The sequence below is a fragment of the Zafaria cholistanensis genome (assembly GCF_008580665.1).
GTDB lineage: Bacteria > Actinomycetota > Actinomycetes > Actinomycetales > Micrococcaceae > Zafaria > Zafaria cholistanensis.
The window spans coordinates 146,916-163,019 of the sequence record NZ_BKDJ01000002.1 but is presented as its reverse complement, the minus strand read 5'-3'; the positions used below and the strand labels follow the sequence as shown (position 1 = coordinate 163,019).

Sequence of the window (16,104 nt, the reverse complement as noted above, 5' to 3'; positions counted from 1 at the left end):
CCGTGGCAGTATGGAGGGCATGTTGCGTTGGTTGACTGCGGGCGAATCACATGGGCCCGCACTGGTTGGAATCGTCGAGGGAATGCCCGCGGGCGTCGAACTGAGCTCGCAGGACGTGCGCGATGCGCTGGCCCGCCGCAGGCTGGGCTACGGGCGCGGGGCCCGCATGAAGTTCGAGCAGGACGAGGTGCGGTTCCTCGGCGGCGTCCGCCATGGCCTGACCCAGGGCGGCCCCGTCGCCATTGAGGTCGGAAATACGGAATGGCCCAAGTGGGAGCAGGTCATGAGCGCGGACCCGGTGGACCCGGAGCTGCTTGCGGACCTGGCCCGCAACGCCCCGCTCACCCGGCCGCGCCCCGGCCACGCCGACTTCACCGGAATGCAGAAGTACGGTTTCGACGACGCCCGCCCGGTCCTGGAGCGCGCCAGCGCCCGCGAAACGGCAGCCCGCGTGGCCCTGGGCACCGTTGCCGCCAAGTTCCTGGGAGCCTTGGGCATCCGCCTGGTCAGCCACACCGTTGCCGTCGGGACCGTCGCCGCCCCGGAAGGCTCGGCGCTGCCCGGGCCGGCCGACGTCGTTGCCCTCGACAGCGACCCGCTGCGCTGCTTCGACGCCGAAACCACGCAGGCGATGGTCGCCGAGGTCGACGCCGCCCACAAGGAAGGCGAGACCCTTGGCGGCGTCGTCGAGGTCCTCGCCTACAACCTTCCGCCGGGGCTGGGCTCCTACGTGCACTGGGACCGCCGCCTCGACGCGCGCCTGGCCGCCGCCCTGATGGGCATCCAGGCGATCAAGGGCGTCGAGGTCGGGGACGGCTTCCTGACCGCCACCCGGCGCGGCTCGGCCGCCCACGACGAGATCGTCCGCGCCGGGGACGGCGTGATCGAACGCGTCTCCAACCGCGCCGGCGGCATCGAGGGCGGCATGAGCATCGGCGACGTGCTGCGCATCCGCGCGGCCATGAAGCCGATCGCCACCGTTCCGCGCGCCCTGCGCACCATCGACGTGGCCAGCGGGGAGGACGCCAAGGCCCACCACCAGCGTTCGGACGTCTGCGCGGTTCCGGCGGCCGGGGTGGTCGCCGAGGCCATGGTGGCGCTCGTGCTGGCCCAGGCCGTGCTGGAGAAGTTCGGCGGGGACTCCGTCGCCGAGGTCCGGCGCAACCTGAACTCCTACCTCGAGAGCATCCCTGCGGCGCTGGGCTCGGTCCGCTCCTGATGCCGCCGGGAATTTTCCTGGTCGGTCCGATGGCCTCGGGCAAGACCGTGGTCGGCCGCGCCGTGGCGGGGCTGCTGGAGGCCCGGTTCGTGGACACCGACGAGCTGGTCATCCAGGGCGCGGGGCCAATCTCCGGAATCTTCGCCCAGCACGGGGAGGCCGGCTTCCGGCGCCTCGAGTCCGCGGCCCTGGCGGCCGCGGCCGAGCAGGCCGGAGCCGCCCCCACCCCCACCGTGGTGGCCACCGGCGGGGGAGCGGTGCTTGATCCCGCCAACCGGGCGCTGCTGTCCGGACATTTCACCGTCTACCTGCTCACCGACCCCGAAACCGTCGCCCCGCGCGTGCGCACCGCCACCGGGCGGCCGCTGCTGGACGCCGGCGACGACGCGCTCCAGCGCTGGTCGGAAATCTTCGCCGTGCGCGAGCCGCTCTACCGCGACTGCGCGCAGCTGACCATCGACACCCGCGGGGCAACCCCCGCGGAACTAGCCGAGACCATCGCCGACGCGTACCGGCGCCGCACCGACCCCGCACGGAGGGACCCCAGATGAACACCCAGGCCACCACGATTTCCGTCACGGGCTCCGCGCCCACGGAGAACTACGACGTCGTCGTGGGCCACGGGCTGCTCGGGCTGCTCCCGGGCATGCTCGGCGAACGCGTGCGCAAGGTCCTGGTGATCCACCCGCGCGCGCTGCGCACCACCGGGGACGCCGTCAAGGCCGACCTCGATGCCGCCGGGATCCAGGCCTTCACCGCCGAAATTCCCGACGCCGAGGAAGGCAAGCACATCCAGGTGGCCGCGTTCTGCTGGCAGGTCCTGGGGCAGAACGACTTCACCCGCTCCGACGCCGTCGTCGCGGTCGGCGGCGGCGCCGTCACCGACCTTGCCGGCTTCGTCGCCGCCACCTGGCTGCGGGGGGTGAAGGTCGTCCACATCCCCACCAGCCTCCTGGGCATGGTCGACGCCTCCGTGGGCGGCAAGACCGGCATCAACACCGCCGAGGGTAAGAACCTGGTCGGCGCGTTCCACCCGCCCGCCGGCGTCCTGGTGGACCTGGACGCGCTGCAGACGCTCCCGCGCAACGAGCTGGTCACCGGCCTGGCCGAATCCGTCAAGTGCGGGTTCATCGCCGACCCGGAGATCCTCTCCATCATCGAGGGCGCCCCCGACGCTTCCACGACCGCGGGCACCGCCGAGCTGCGCGAGGTCATCGAGCGCTCCATCCGGGTGAAGGCCGAAATCGTCTCCGCCGACCTGCGCGAGTCAGGACGGCGCGAGTTCCTCAACTACGGACACACCCTGGGACATGCAATCGAACTGGCCGAGCGCTACCAGATGCGGCACGGGGCTGCGGTTTCGATCGGTTTGGTCTTCGCCGCGGAGCTGGCCCGCTCGGTCGGACGCCTGTCCGACGGGGTGGCCGACCGGCACAAGGAGATCCTGTCCCTGCTGGGGCTGCCCACCAGCTACCGCCGCGACCGCTGGGCGGCCCTGCTGGACGGGATGCGCCGGGACAAGAAGTCCCGCGGCGACCTGCTGCGCTTCGTCGTCCTGGACGGCCTGGCCAAGCCGGGCATCCTCGAGGTCCCCGACACCTCGCTGCTCTTCGCCGCTTACCAGGAGATCGCCGAATGAGCGACCCCGGCGAGTGGATTGAGTCCGCGGCCGCCGGCGTCGCGATCGACCCGCAGACCCTGCTGCCGGTGGTCGTGGACGAGGCGGCGGCGGACGTCGCCCTGGCCGGGGAAGACATCGAGGGCCGGATCGTGGTCCTGCTGGCCCGTGGCGACGCCGTGGGCGCCGCGGACCTGCTGGCCGAGGCCCGGGTGGCCGAGCCGAAGAACTTCGCGCTCAAGATCCTGGACATGCACGTGCTGCGGGTGAGCGGGAACCCGGAGCGGGCGCTGCACTGGCTGCGCGCCATGCTGGACGAGTACGCCGGCACCGGGCACGAGGCCGTGATCCAGCAGCACCTGGGCACCATGTACTTCGCGACCGGCGACTACCTGGCCGCCGCAACCCGCTTCCGGGCCGCGCTGGCGCTGCGCCAGGCGGCGGGGGATCCCGAGGCCCTGGTCGAATCAAGCCGCCGGGCGCTGGCCGCCGCGGAGGCCCGCGCCGGCCGTGGGGTAGAATAGACTCTGGATTTTTGGCAAACACGCCTGCGCCCCACCCGGCGCAAGGTTCCGCCCACCGGCGGAGCGCGGCGAATAAAGGGAGAGTGCACGTGGCGACGACCAACGACATCAAGAACGGAACGATCCTCAAGCTGGAGGGCCAGCTGTGGAACATCATCGAGTTCCAGCACGTCAAGCCGGGTAAGGGCGGCGCCTTCGTCCGCACCAAGATGCGCAACGTGATGTCCGGCAAGGTCGTGGACAAGACGTTCAACGCCGGCCTGAAGATCGAGACCGCAACGGTCGACCGCCGCGACTACCAGTACCTGTACCAGGACGGCGCCGACTACGTCTTCATGGACACCAGCGACTACGACCAGATCACCGTTCCGGCCGAGGTCGTCGGCGACGCCAGGAACTTCATGCTGGAGAACCAGACCGCCGTCATCGCGATGTACGAAGGTGCCCCGCTGTACATCGAACTGCCGCCGTCGGTGGTGCTGGAAATCACCTACACCGAGCCCGGGCTGCAGGGCGACCGCTCCTCCGCCGGCACCAAGCCGGCCACGCTGGAGACCGGCTACGAGATCCAGGTGCCGCTGTTCGTCGAGCAGAACACCAAGGTCAAGGTCGACACCCGCACCGGCGACTACCTGGGTCGTGTCAACTAGTGAGCAGTGCCCGCACCAAGGCCCGCCGCCGGGCCCTGGACATCCTGTTCGAAGCCGAGCAGCGGGATGTTTCCCCGCTTGAGGTCCTGCGCCTGCGCCGCGAGGCGACCGACCAGACCATCAACGACTACACGGTGGTCGTGGTCGAGGGCGTGATGTCCCACCTGGACCGGATCGACGAGATCCTTGGCACCTACGCCCGGGGGTGGACCCTGGAGCGGATGCCGTCGGTGGACCGCACCGTGCTGCGCATCGGCGCCTGGGAACTGCTCTTCAACGACGACGTCCCCGACGGCGTGGCCGTGTCCGAGGCCGTCGCGCTGGCGAAGGTCCTCTCCACGGACGATTCGCCCGAGTACGTCAACGGGCTCCTGGGCCGCCTGCAGCAGCTGAAGCCCACGCTGCTGGCCTGATGAGCCCGCCGAAGGCCCGGCCCCCGCTGCGGGGGCCGGGCCTTCGGCGCGCCCGGACGGGGCGCCTGTGAGGTAACGCTCACCGGGCCCCGCCGGGTGGCATGCGGCGCTGTGGTAGTTTTGAGGGAGCAGTCAACCTTTAAATTCCGTCCTGTGAGGCGGGGAAGGAGGCGGCCATGGACACCGGCAACGCGATGCAGCGGACCAGTGGATCACAGCCCAAGAGCGCCCGGACCGTTTTGTCCGGGGACGACATCGATCGCGCGCTGACGCGCATCGCGCACGAAATCATCGAAGCCAATAAGGGCGTCCAGGACCTGGTCCTGCTGGGCATCCCGCGCCGCGGCTTCCCCCTGGCCCAGCGCATCGCCCAACGCATCGCGTCCGCCGAGCCGGGCACCGACCCCGCGGCGATTGTCGGCCAGCTCGACATCACGATGTACCGCGACGACCTGCGCCACAGCACCGCCCGCACCCCCTCCCCGACGAACCTGCCAGCCGGCGGCATCGACGGCAAGGTAGTGGTGCTGGTGGACGACGTCCTCTACTCCGGGCGCACCATCCGCGCGGCCCTGGACGCCATCGCCGACCTCGGCCGCCCGCGCATTGTCCGCCTGGCCGTCCTCGTCGACCGCGGCCACCGCGAGCTGCCCATCCGCGCCGACCACGTCGGCAAGAACCTGCCCACCGCGACCAGCGAGAAGGTCCGCGTGCGGCTCGGCGAGGTCGACACCGCCAACGGCCTGCCGCTGAACGAAGTAGCCATTGAAGGGCAGGCATGAAGCACCTACTTTCCACCCTCGACCTGTCCCGCGATGACGCGATCCGCATCCTGGACATCGCCGAGGAGATGGCGGCGGTGGGCACGCGCGAGGTCAAAAAGCTTCCCGCGCTGCGCGGGCGCACCGTGGTGAACCTCTTCTTCGAGGACTCCACCCGCACGCGCATCTCCTTCGAGGCAGCGGCCAAGCGGCTTTCCGCCGACGTCATCAACTTCGCGGCCAAAGGCTCCTCCGTCTCCAAGGGCGAATCCCTCAAGGACACGGCGCAGACGCTGCAGGCCATCGGCGCCGACGCCGTCGTCATCCGCCACTGGGCCTCCGGCGCCCCGGCCCGGCTGGCCGCCACCGACTGGATCGACGCCCCCGTGGTCAACGCCGGCGACGGCACCCACGAGCACCCCACGCAGGCCCTGCTGGACGCGTTCACGCTGCGCCGCCACTGGGCCAGGGCCAGGGGCACCGGCTCGCTGGGCACCGACCTGGCCGGGCTGAAGGTCGCGATCGTCGGGGACATCCTGCACTCCCGCGTGGCCCGCTCCAACCTGTGGCTGCTGCGCACCCTCGGCGCCGAGGTCACCATGGTGGCCCCGCCGACCCTGCTCCCGGTCGCGGCCGGCAGCTGGCCCTGCACCATCAACTACGACCTCGACGACGCCCTCGCCGCCGGGCCCGACGCGGTGATGATGCTCCGCGTCCAGGCCGAGCGCATGAACGCGGCGTTCTTCCCCAACGCCCGCGAATACTCGCGCCGCTGGGGCTTCGACGACGCCCGGCTGGCCGCGCTGGACGCCCACGGGCTGGCCGAAACGCTCATCCTGCACCCGGGCCCGATGAACCGGGGGCTGGAGATCTCCTCGGGCGCCGCGGACTCGTCCCGCTCGGCCGTCCTCGATCAGGTCAGCAACGGCGTTGCCGTGCGCATGGCCGTCCTCTACCTCCTCCTGTCCGGCGACCAGCAGCGCACCGCGAACGAGACCCAAGGCTGACCATGAACCCCACCCACGCCACCGGCGACTACCTGATTCGCGGCGCCTCCCTGCTCGCGGAAACCACCGCCGACCTCCTGGTCAGCGACGGCCGCATTGCCGCCGTCGGACCCGCCGCCGCCACCGACGCGCGCGCGGCCTCCGCCACCGTGATCGAGGCCGCCGGCCTGGTCGCGCTGCCCGGCATGGTCGACCTGCACACCCACCTGCGCGAACCCGGACGCGAGGACGCCGAGACGGTGGAGACCGGCACCCGCGCCGCCGCCCTGGGCGGCTTCACGGCCGTGCACGCCATGGCCAACTCCAACCCCGTGGCCGACACCGCGGGCGTCGTCGAGCAGGTCTGGAGCCTGGGCCGGCGCAGCGGCTGGGTCGACGTGCGCCCGGTCGGCGCCGTGACCGTGGGCCTGGGCGGGGAACGCCTGTCCGAGCTCGGCGCCATGGCCGATTCCCGGGCCCGGGTGCGCGTCTTCTCCGACGACGGCATCTGCGTGTCCGACCCGGTGCTGATGCGCCGCGCGCTCGAGTACGTCAAGGCGTTCGACGGCGTCATCGCCCAGCATGCGCAGGAGCCCCGCCTCACCGAGGGCGCCCAGATGAACGAGGGCGAGGTCTCCGCGGTGCTCGGCCTGGCCGGCTGGCCCGCCGTGGCGGAGGAGTCCATCATTGCCCGCGACGTGCTGCTGGCCCAGCACGTGGGATCGCGCCTGCACGTGTGCCACGTCTCCACCAAGGGCAGCGTCGAGATCATCCGCTGGGCCAAGGAGCGCGGGATCCAGGTCACCGCGGAGGTCACCCCCCACCACCTGCTGCTGACCGACGAACTGGTCCGCAGCTACGACCCGGTCTACAAGGTCAACCCCCCCTTGCGCCGCGAGGAGGACGTCATGGCGCTGCGCGCGGCGCTGGCCGACGGCACGATCGACGTCATCGGCACCGACCACGCCCCGCACCCGAGCGAATCCAAGGAATGCGAGTGGGCGCAGGCCGCCATGGGCATGACCGGGCTGGAAACGGCGCTCTCGGTGGTCCAGCACGCCATGATCGAAACCGGCATGATCACCTGGGCCGATTTCGCCCGCATCACCTCCACCGTCCCGGCCGCCATCGGCCGGCTCGGGGACCAGGGACGCCCGCTGGCCGCCGGCGAGCCGGCCAACCTGGTGCTGGTGGACCCGGCAGCGCGCTGGACGGTGGACCCGGCCAAGATGGCCACCAAGGGCCGGAACTCACCGTTCCGCGGCCTGGAACTGCCCGGCGCGGTGGTCGCCACGTTCTTCCGCGGCCACCCCACCGTGCTCGGCGGCGCCCTGAACACCCCGCTGCCGCTGGATGGCGGGGCGTAGGCGTGCAGTACCTTCCCGCACTCCTGGCCACCGTGACGGTGACCGTCCTCCTCCTGGCCCTGATGGGGCTGGGATGGCGGAACCGCCTGCGCCGCCAGGCCGGCGTCGCCTCCCCGCCCGAAGTCCCCGCCACCCTGGGCGCACCGCTGGCCGTCGCCGACGGCCAGTACATCTGCACCACGACGGCGGGAGACTGGCTTGACCGCATCGCCACCCACTCGCTGGGGCTGCGCACCGGCGCAGTCCTGGAGATCGTCGAACAAGGCGCCGTGCTGCGCCGCTCCGGCGCCCCCGACCTGTTCATCCCGGCGGCCGACCTCACCGGCGTCCGCCTCGAATCCGGCATGGCCGGCAAGTTCGTCGAAAAGGACGGCCTGCTGGTCATCGGTTGGAGGCTGGGCGGCCAAGGGGTCGACACCGGCTTCCGGCCCAGGCGCCACGGCGACCGGCCCGCGCTGGTCGCGGCCCTGAACCGCATCCTCCCGGCACCGTCCGGAACCACGAACCACCCGGCAGACCACACCGCAGCAAAGAAGGAAAACCAGTGACCGTACAGACCACCACCGAGCCAGCCGTCCTGGTGCTCGAGGACGGACGCGTCTTCCGCGGCCGCGGCTACGGGGCAACCGGCACCGCCCTGGGCGAGGCCGTGTTCGCCACCGGCATGACCGGCTACCAGGAGACGATCACCGACCCCTCCTACGCCCGCCAGCTCGTCGTCCAGACGGCCCCGCACATCGGCAACACCGGCGTGAACCGCGAGGACGCAGAGTCCCGGCGCATCTGGGTCGCCGGCTACATTGTCCGCGACGCGGCCCGCCGCCCCTCCAACTGGCGCTCCGAGCGCTCCCTCGACGAGGAACTTGCCGAGCAGGGCGTCGTCGGGATCCAGGGCGTGGACACCCGCGCCATCACCCGCCACCTGCGCGAGCGCGGGGCCATGAAGGCCGGCATCTTCTCCGGCGCCGACGCCGCCCGCCCCGAGGCCGAGCTGCTGGAGGCCGTCAAGGCACAGGCGCCCATGAAGGGAGCCCGCCTGGCCGAGGAGGTCAGCATCGATGAGGCCTACACCGTGGAGCCGGCGGACTTCGGATGGACGGGCGAGCCCCTCTACACCGTCGCCGCACTGGACCTGGGCATCAAGTCCATGACCCCGAAGCACTTCGCCGGGCGCGGCGTGCGCGTGCACGTGCTGCCCGCCACCTCCACCTTCGAGGACATCCTGGCCGTGAACCCGGACGGCGTGTTCGTCTCCAACGGCCCCGGCGACCCGGCCACCGCCGACACCCAGGTGGGCCTGCTGCGCGAGGTCCTGGACCGCAGGCTGCCGTTCTTCGGCATCTGCTTCGGCAACCAGATCCTCGGCCGCGCCCTCGGCTTCGGGACCTACAAGCTGCGCTACGGCCATCGCGGCATCAACCAGCCCGTCATGGACCGCACCACCGGCAAGGTGGAGATCACCAGCCAGAACCACGGCTTCGCCGTCGACGCCCCGCTGGAGGGCGCGACCACCGCCCCGGAGGCCCGCTTCGGACGCGTCGAGGTGTCCCACGTGAGCCTCAACGACCAGGTCGTCGAGGGGCTGCGCTGCCTGGACATCCCGGCCTTCTCCGTCCAGTACCACCCGGAGGCAGCCGCGGGTCCGCACGACTCCGCCTACCTCTTTGACCGCTTCATCGACGTCATGGCCCAGGCCAAGACCGGCGCCGCCGCCGACCCCAAGGGAGAGAAGTAATGCCCAAGCGCGAAGACCTCAAGTCCGTACTGGTCATCGGGTCCGGCCCGATCGTCATCGGCCAGGCCGCGGAGTTTGACTACTCCGGCACCCAGGCCCTGCGGGTCCTGAAGGAGGAGGGCCTGCGCGTCATCCTCGTCAACTCCAACCCGGCCACCATCATGACCGACCCCGAGTTCGCCGACGCCACCTACGTCGAGCCGATCACCCCGGAGGTCGTCGAGAAGATCATCGCCAAGGAGCGCCCGGACGCCGTCCTGCCCACCCTGGGCGGGCAGACGGCGCTGAACACCGCGATCGCCCTGGACAAGAACGGCGTGCTGGAGAAGTACGGCGTCGAGCTCATCGGCGCCAACATCGAGGCCATCGAGCTCGGCGAGGACCGCGAGAAGTTCAAGGGCGTCGTGGAGCGCTGCGGCGCCGAGTCCGCCAAGTCCGTCATCGTCCACACCATGGACGAGGCCTTCGCGGCCGTCGAGGAGCTCAACTACCCGGTCGTGGTGCGCCCCTCGTTCACCATGGGCGGGCTGGGCTCCGGGATGGCCTACAACGCCGAGGACCTGCGCCGCATCGCCGGTGCCGGCCTGCAGTACTCCCCGACCACCGAGGTGCTCCTGGAGGAGTCCATCCTCGGCTGGAAGGAGTACGAGCTGGAGATGATGCGCGACAGGAACGACAACGTCGTCGTCGTGTGCTCCATCGAGAACTTCGACCCGGTCGGCGTGCACACCGGCGACTCCATCACCGTCGCCCCGGCCATGACCCTGACCGACCGCGAGTACCAGAAGCTGCGCGACATCGCGATCGCCGTCATCCGCGAGGTCGGCGTCGACACCGGCGGCTGCAACATCCAGTTCGCGATCGAGCCGGACACCGGCCGCGTCGTGGTCATCGAGATGAACCCGCGTGTCTCCCGCTCCTCGGCGCTGGCGTCCAAGGCCACCGGCTTCGCCATCGCCAAGATCGCGACCAAGCTCTCGCTGGGGTACACCCTGGACGAGATCCCCAACGACATCACCCTCAAGACCCCGGCGTCCTTCGAGCCGACCCTGGACTACGTGGTGGTGAAGGTTCCGCGCTTCGCCTTCGAGAAGTTCCCGGCCGCGGACAAGACGCTGACCACCACCATGAAGTCCGTGGGCGAGGCCATGGCGATCGGCCGCAACTTCACCGAGGCCCTGCAGAAGGCGCTGCGTTCGCTGGAGCAGAAGGGCTCGGAGCTGTCCTTCGCCGTGCCCGGGGAGGCGGAGATCGACGCGCTCATCGACGGGTCCCGCAAGGGCAGCACCGACCGCATCCACCGCGTCCAGCGCGCCCTGCTGGGTGGGGCCGGCATCGAGCGGGTCTTCGAGGCCACCGGGATCGACCCCTGGTACCTGGACCAGCTGAGCCTGATCAACGAGACCGCCGAGCAGATCCGCGCCGCGGGGTCGCTGAACGCGGACATCCTGCGCCTGGCCAAGCGCCACGGCTTCTCCGACGCGCAGATCGCCGCGCTCACCCACAACTCCGAGGCCGTGGTGCGCGGAGTGCGCCACGCGCTGGGCATCCGGCCGGTCTTCAAGACCGTGGACACCTGCGCCGCCGAGTTCGAGGCCTTCACCCCGTACCACTACTCCTCCTACGACGAGGAGACGGAGGTCGCCCAGCACGCGAAGCCCTCGGTGATCATCCTCGGCTCCGGTCCCAACCGCATCGGCCAGGGCATCGAGTTCGACTACTCCTGCGTGCACGCCACCATGGCCCTGCGCGAGGCCGGGTACGAGACCGTGATGGTCAACTGCAACCCGGAGACCGTCTCCACGGACTACGACGTCTCCACCCGCCTGTACTTCGAGCCGCTGACGCTTGAGGACGTGCTGGAGGTCATCCACGCCGAACAGGCCACCGGCGGCGTGCTGGGCGTGTTCGTGCAGCTGGGCGGGCAGACCCCGCTGAAGCTCGCGCAGGGCCTGGCCGACGCCGGCATCCCGATCCTGGGCACCTCCCCGGAGGCCATCGACCTGGCCGAGCACCGCGGCGCCTTCCAGCGCGTGCTGGACAACGCCGGGCTGATCTCCCCGAAGAACGGCACCGCCGTCTCCTTCGAGGACGCCAAGCGCGTGGCCGACGAGATCGGCTACCCGGTGCTGGTGCGCCCCTCCTACGTGCTGGGCGGCCGCGGCATGGAAATCGTCTACGACGAGCCCAACCTGCTGCGCTACATCACCAACGCCACCGAGATCACCGAGGACCACCCGGTCCTGGTGGACCGCTTCCTCGAGGACGCGATCGAGATCGACGTGGACGCCCTCTTCGACGGCACCGACATCTTCGTCGGCGGCATCATGGAGCACATCGAGGAGGCCGGCATCCACTCCGGCGACTCCGCCTGCGTGCTGCCCCCGATCACCCTCGGCGCCGACGTCACCGCCCGCGTGGCCGCGGCCACCCGCGCCATCGCCGAAGGCGTTGGGGTGCGCGGCCTGATCAACATCCAGTTCGCGCTGGCCTCCGACGTCCTGTACGTCATCGAGGCCAACCCGCGTGCCTCCCGCACGGTCCCGTTCGTCTCCAAGGCCACCGGCGTGCAGCTGGCCAAGGCCGCGGCGCTGATCGGCACCGGGGTGAGCATCGCCGAGCTGCGCTCCGTGCACGGGCTCCTGCCCGCCACCGGGGACGGGTCCGTGCTGCCCGCCGACGCGCCGGTTGCGGTCAAGGAGGCCGTGCTGCCCTTCGCCCGCTTCCGCACCCCCGAAGGCCGCGTCGTGGACTCCCTGCTGGGCCCGGAAATGCGCTCCACCGGCGAGGTAATGGGCATCGACAAGTACTTCGACACCGCCTTCGCCAAGTCCCAGGCCGCCGCGAACAACCCGCTGCCGACCTCCGGCAAGGTCTTCGTTTCGGTCGCCAACCGCGACAAGCGCTCGATCGTCATCCCGGTCAAGCACCTGGCGGACCTCGGGTTCGAGATCGTCTCCACCGGCGGTACCGCCGAGGTGCTGCGCCGCAACGGCATCTCCGCCACCGTGGTCCGCAAGGTCCGCGAGGGCAGCGCCGAGGGCGAGGACAACATCGTGGACCTGATCACCGACGGCAAGATCGACATGATCCTGAACACGCCCTCCGGCGGCGACGCCCGCGGCGACGGCTACGAGATCCGCGCGGCGGCGACCTCGGTCGGCACCCCGGTGATCACCACGGTCGCGGAATTCGGTGCCGCCATCCAGGCGATCACGGCCATGCGCAGCTTCGAATGGTCCGTCACCTCGCTGCAGGAGCACGAGGCGCGGCTGAAGGCCTCCGCGGATGCCTGAGTCGGCCGAGGCCCGCGACGCCGGGCGGCAGGCGGCCACCGCCGCCCGGCGTCCGTTCGGGCAGCGCCTGGCCGCGGCCATGGCGGCCCGCGGCCCGCTGTGCGTGGGGATCGACCCGCACCCGGGCCTGCTGGCCGGCTGGGGCCTGGCCGACGACGCCGAGGGGCTGCGCGCCTTCTCGCTCACCGTCGTCGAGGCCGTTGCCAGGCAGGTCGCCGCGGTCAAGCCGCAGGTTGCCCTCTACGAGCGGCACGGCTCGCGCGGCATCGCCGTGCTTGAGGAGACGCTGGCCGCCTGCGCCCAAGCGGACCTGCTCAGCATCGCGGACGCCAAGCGGGGAGACATCGGCTCCACCATGGCCGCCTACGCCGATGCCTGGCTGGGGGAGGGCTCGGCGCTGGCCGCCGACGCGGTGACCCTGAGCCCGTACCTGGGCTACGAGTCGCTGCGTCCGGCCCTGGACCTGGCCGCGTCCACCGGACGCGGTGTGTTCGTGCTCGGACTGACCTCCAACCCGGAGGGCGCCTCGGTGCAGCACGTCGGCGGGACCGACTCGGTCGCCCGCCGGATCGTGGCCGCCGTGGCCCGCGAGAACGCCCCCGTCGAAGCCCTGGGCAGCACCGGCCTGGTCATCGGGGCGACTGTCGGCCCGGACCTGGTGCGGCTGGGGATCGAACTGGGCTCCACCCGGGCCCCGATCCTCGCCCCCGGCCTGGGCGCGCAGGGCGCAACCGGAGCGGACATGAAGGCCGCATTCGCCGACTGCTGGCCGCAGATCCTGGGCACCAGCAGCCGCGAGATCCTGCGGACGGGACCGGACCGCGCGGCCCTGCTCCAGGCCGCGCTGCGCACCCGCGACTCGCTCCTCTGACCCGCCCCTGTTCCGGCCGCCCGCCCGCGGCCGGAACAGGGGGCAGGCCACCATTGCGCGGCTGGTCCCGGTTCGCTAGGTTCGGTGCAGGCGTACCCGCCTGAACATCGATGCGCTAGTCAACGGGGAGTGCGAGGATGGTTTTGAAGTCGCTGTCAGACGAGGACCGGGCCAAGGCCCGGGCCAAGGCCCTTCAGGCCCGCACCCGCAGGGCCGAGGTGAAGGAGGCGTTCGGTTCCGGACGCCTCGGCATCACGGAACTGCTCGAGCTGGTCCCGGACGACGATGCCGTCGGCCGCCTCCGCGTCGCGGACCTGCTCGAGGCCGTTCCCGGCGTCGGGCAGATCCGTGCCGCGGCACTGATGGAACGGCTTGGGATCTCCCCGAGCCGCAGGCTGCGCGGCCTCGGCCGCAAGCAGCAGCAGGCGCTGGTGGAGCATTTCACGGCCACACCGCCCGCGAAACACTGAAAGATCCACCCGAAGGACAAGATGACGGCCAAGAGCCACCCCACCGTGACCGTCCTTGCCGGCCCCACCGCGGTCGGCAAGGGAACGATTTCAACCTATATCCGGGACAACTACCCGGAGGTGTGGCTCTCGGTCTCGGCCACCACGCGCGACCCCCGCCCCGGCGAGAAGGACGGGGTGCACTACTACTTCGTCGGCCCCGAGGCCTTCGCGCAACTGGTCGAGGAGGGCCAGATGCTGGAGTGGGCCGTCGTCCACGGGCGCAACAGCTACGGCACCATCCGCTCCAAGGTGGAGGAGGCCGCCGCCGCAGGAAAGCACGTCCTGCTCGAAATCGACCTCCAGGGCGCCCGCCAGGTGAAAAAGTCCATGCCCGAGGCCAAATTCGTGTTCCTGGCGCCCCCCTCGTGGGACGAATTGGTGCGCCGGCTGGTCGGCCGCGGCACCGAAAGCGCCGAGGAGCAACAGCGGCGCCTGGAAACCGCTAAACTGGAACTCGCCGCGGAACCGGAATTCGACGTCACCATCGTGAACGACGACATCCGGCGTGCCGCGGACGAACTGGTTTCCCTGATGGGCCTGGAGCCGCACGCGCACTGAAACCGCGCGCCGGAGCCCGGGACCGGCCGGCACCATCGACCCACTCACAGAATATTTTGGAGGCTTCGTGTCCACGAACCTTGAGGGCATCATCAACCCGCCGATCGACGATCTGCTGAAGACCACCGACTCCAAGTACGCCCTGGTGATCAACTCCGCCAAGCGCGCGCGCCAGATCAACGCCTACTACGCCCAGCTGCACGAGGGCCTGTTCGAGTACGTGGGACCGCTCGTTGACACCAAGCTGAACGAGAAGCCCCTTTCGATTGCCCTGCGCGAGATCAACGCTGGCCTGCTCCAGGTCACCCCGATCACCGAACCCGCGGAGTAGCACCCCCTGATGGCGCAGCAGCGGCGCATTGTCCTTGGTGTCGGCGGCGGCATCGCGGCCTTCAAGGTCGCGTCGCTGCTGCGGCTGTTTAAGGAGGCGGGCCACCACGTCGACGTCGTGCCCACGCGCGCGGCGCTGGACTTCGTCGGCAGGGCGACATGGGAGGCCCTGTCCGGGCGCCCCGTCACCGCCGATGTCTTCGACGCCGTCGACACCGTCAACCACGTGCGCCTGGGCCAGGAGGCGGACCTTGTGGTGGTGGCGCCGGCGACCGCCGACGTGCTCGCCCGCGCCGCCGCCGGGCTGGCCAACGACCTGCTCACCAACACCCTGCTCGCCTCCCGCGCCCCGGTGGCCTTCGCCCCGGCGATGCACACCGAGATGTGGGAGCATCCCGCCACGCAGGCCAACGTCGCCACGCTGCGGGCCCGCGGCGCGCTGGTGATCGACCCGGCCGTAGGCCGCCTCACCGGGAAGGACTCCGGTCCCGGCCGCCTTCCCGAACCCGCGGACCTGTTCGCCGCGCTGGCCCCGCTCCTCCGGGAGGACTTCCCGCCGGCCATGACGGCCCGCCCGCTGGCCGGACGCACCGTCGTGGTCAGCGCCGGCGGCACCCGCGAGCCGCTGGACCCGGTGCGCTACCTGGGCAACAGGTCCTCCGGCAAGCAGGGCGCGGCGATCGCCCGGGCCGCCCTGGCCGCCGGAGCCGCCGTGCGCTTCGTGGCCGCCCACCTGGAAACCCCCGTCCCCGCCGGCGTCGAGGTGAGCACCGCCTCCACCGCGCTCCAGCTGCGCGATGCCGTACTGGCCGCCGCCGAGGGCGCCGACGCACTGGTAATGGCCGCGGCCGTCGCCGACTTCCGCCCCGCCACCTATGCGGACGCGAAGATCAAGAAGCGCGAGGACGGCCAGGACCCGGTCATCACGCTGGTCCGCAATCCGGACATCCTGGCCGAGGCCGTCGCCCGGCGCACCGCCGGGGGCCCCGGAACCCGGATGCCGCGGCTGATCGTCGGCTTCGCCGCGGAGACCGGCGACGCCACCGCCGGCGTGCTGGAACACGCGGCGCGCAAGCTGGCCTCCAAGGGCTGCGAACTGCTGGTGGTCAACCAGGTGGGGGAAGACCTGGTCTTCGGCGCCGACAGCAACGACGTGACCGTGCTGGCCGCGGACGGCTCGGCCCCGCGCACGTTTTCCGGCACCAAGGACGAGGTTGCCTCGGGTGTCGTCGCGGTGATCGCCGAGGCGCTGAGCCGGTAAACT

Annotated in this window: 17 protein-coding genes; all 17 read left to right on the top strand. The window is 71.0% G+C overall.

What is annotated here, in order from left to right; genetic code table 11:
* The first annotated feature begins 19 nt into the window (after positions 1–19).
* The 17 genes from aroC (at position 20) to coaBC (ending at position 16,101) form a co-directional block, all read left to right on the top strand.
* Positions 20–1,219 carry a chorismate synthase gene (gene aroC / locus NCCP_RS03385; protein WP_149955807.1) on the top strand — a complete coding sequence of 400 codons (1,200 nt, stop codon included), beginning with the start codon at positions 20–22 and terminating at the stop codon, positions 1,217–1,219.
* Complete coding sequence (locus NCCP_RS03380) at positions 1,219–1,770, top strand: shikimate kinase (RefSeq protein WP_149955805.1); 552 nt, start codon at positions 1,219–1,221, stop codon at positions 1,768–1,770. The genes aroC and NCCP_RS03380 overlap by 1 nt, the downstream gene beginning before the upstream one ends.
* Positions 1,767–2,858 carry a 3-dehydroquinate synthase gene (gene aroB, locus NCCP_RS03375; RefSeq protein WP_149955803.1) on the top strand — a complete coding sequence of 364 codons (1,092 nt, stop codon included), beginning with the start codon at positions 1,767–1,769 and terminating at the stop codon, positions 2,856–2,858. Before NCCP_RS03380 ends, aroB begins: the two co-directional genes overlap by 4 nt.
* Positions 2,855–3,361 (top strand): tetratricopeptide repeat protein, encoded by a 507-nt coding sequence (locus NCCP_RS03370; RefSeq protein ID WP_149955801.1) that lies wholly within the window; start codon positions 2,855–2,857, stop codon positions 3,359–3,361. Before aroB ends, NCCP_RS03370 begins: the two co-directional genes overlap by 4 nt.
* A gap of 89 nt (positions 3,362–3,450) precedes the next feature.
* Positions 3,451–4,011, top strand: a complete 561-nt coding sequence (efp, locus tag NCCP_RS03365) for an elongation factor P (protein ID WP_149955799.1) — start codon at positions 3,451–3,453, stop codon at positions 4,009–4,011.
* Positions 4,011–4,424, top strand: a complete 414-nt coding sequence (nusB, locus tag NCCP_RS03360) for a transcription antitermination factor NusB (RefSeq protein WP_149955797.1) — start codon at positions 4,011–4,013, stop codon at positions 4,422–4,424. The genes efp and nusB overlap by 1 nt, the downstream gene beginning before the upstream one ends.
* Before the next feature lie 176 nt (positions 4,425–4,600).
* Positions 4,601–5,206: a bifunctional pyr operon transcriptional regulator/uracil phosphoribosyltransferase PyrR gene (gene pyrR, locus NCCP_RS03355; protein ID WP_308655494.1), complete on the top strand. Its 606-nt coding sequence runs from the start codon at positions 4,601–4,603 to the stop codon at positions 5,204–5,206.
* Positions 5,203–6,192, top strand: coding sequence for an aspartate carbamoyltransferase catalytic subunit (locus NCCP_RS03350; protein ID WP_149955795.1), 990 nt, complete (start codon positions 5,203–5,205; stop codon positions 6,190–6,192). Before pyrR ends, NCCP_RS03350 begins: the two co-directional genes overlap by 4 nt.
* 2 nt (positions 6,193–6,194) lie before the next feature.
* The gene (locus tag NCCP_RS03345; protein ID WP_149955793.1) at positions 6,195–7,538 is read left to right on the top strand and encodes a dihydroorotase; all 1,344 of its coding nucleotides are present in this window, start codon (positions 6,195–6,197) and stop codon (positions 7,536–7,538) included.
* 62 nt (positions 7,539–7,600) lie between these two features.
* The gene (locus NCCP_RS03340) at positions 7,601–8,086 is read left to right on the top strand and encodes a PH-like domain-containing protein (protein ID WP_225873662.1); all 486 of its coding nucleotides are present in this window, start codon (positions 7,601–7,603) and stop codon (positions 8,084–8,086) included.
* The gene (gene carA, locus NCCP_RS03335) at positions 8,083–9,273 is read left to right on the top strand and encodes a glutamine-hydrolyzing carbamoyl-phosphate synthase small subunit (RefSeq protein ID WP_149955789.1); all 1,191 of its coding nucleotides are present in this window, start codon (positions 8,083–8,085) and stop codon (positions 9,271–9,273) included. Before NCCP_RS03340 ends, carA begins: the two co-directional genes overlap by 4 nt.
* Positions 9,273–12,569, top strand: coding sequence for a carbamoyl-phosphate synthase large subunit (gene carB / locus NCCP_RS03330; protein WP_149955787.1), 3,297 nt, complete (start codon positions 9,273–9,275; stop codon positions 12,567–12,569). The genes carA and carB overlap by 1 nt, the downstream gene beginning before the upstream one ends.
* Positions 12,562–13,440, top strand: a complete 879-nt coding sequence (pyrF, locus tag NCCP_RS03325; protein ID WP_149955784.1) for an orotidine-5'-phosphate decarboxylase — start codon at positions 12,562–12,564, stop codon at positions 13,438–13,440. The genes carB and pyrF overlap by 8 nt, the downstream gene beginning before the upstream one ends.
* Positions 13,441–13,577: 137 nt before the next feature.
* Complete coding sequence (mihF, locus tag NCCP_RS03320; protein ID WP_149955782.1) at positions 13,578–13,910, top strand: integration host factor, actinobacterial type; 333 nt, start codon at positions 13,578–13,580, stop codon at positions 13,908–13,910.
* Between the two features lie 21 nt (positions 13,911–13,931).
* Complete coding sequence (gmk, locus tag NCCP_RS03315; RefSeq protein ID WP_149955780.1) at positions 13,932–14,510, top strand: guanylate kinase; 579 nt, start codon at positions 13,932–13,934, stop codon at positions 14,508–14,510.
* Positions 14,511–14,577: 67 nt separating this feature from the next.
* On the top strand, positions 14,578–14,841 hold the full coding sequence (rpoZ, locus tag NCCP_RS03310; protein WP_149955778.1) for a DNA-directed RNA polymerase subunit omega: 264 nt from the start codon (positions 14,578–14,580) through the stop codon (positions 14,839–14,841).
* A 9-nt stretch (positions 14,842–14,850) separates the two neighbouring features.
* Positions 14,851–16,101 (top strand): bifunctional phosphopantothenoylcysteine decarboxylase/phosphopantothenate--cysteine ligase CoaBC, encoded by a 1,251-nt coding sequence (gene coaBC, locus NCCP_RS03305; protein WP_149955776.1) that lies wholly within the window; start codon positions 14,851–14,853, stop codon positions 16,099–16,101.
* The last annotated feature ends 3 nt before the right edge of the window (positions 16,102–16,104 follow it).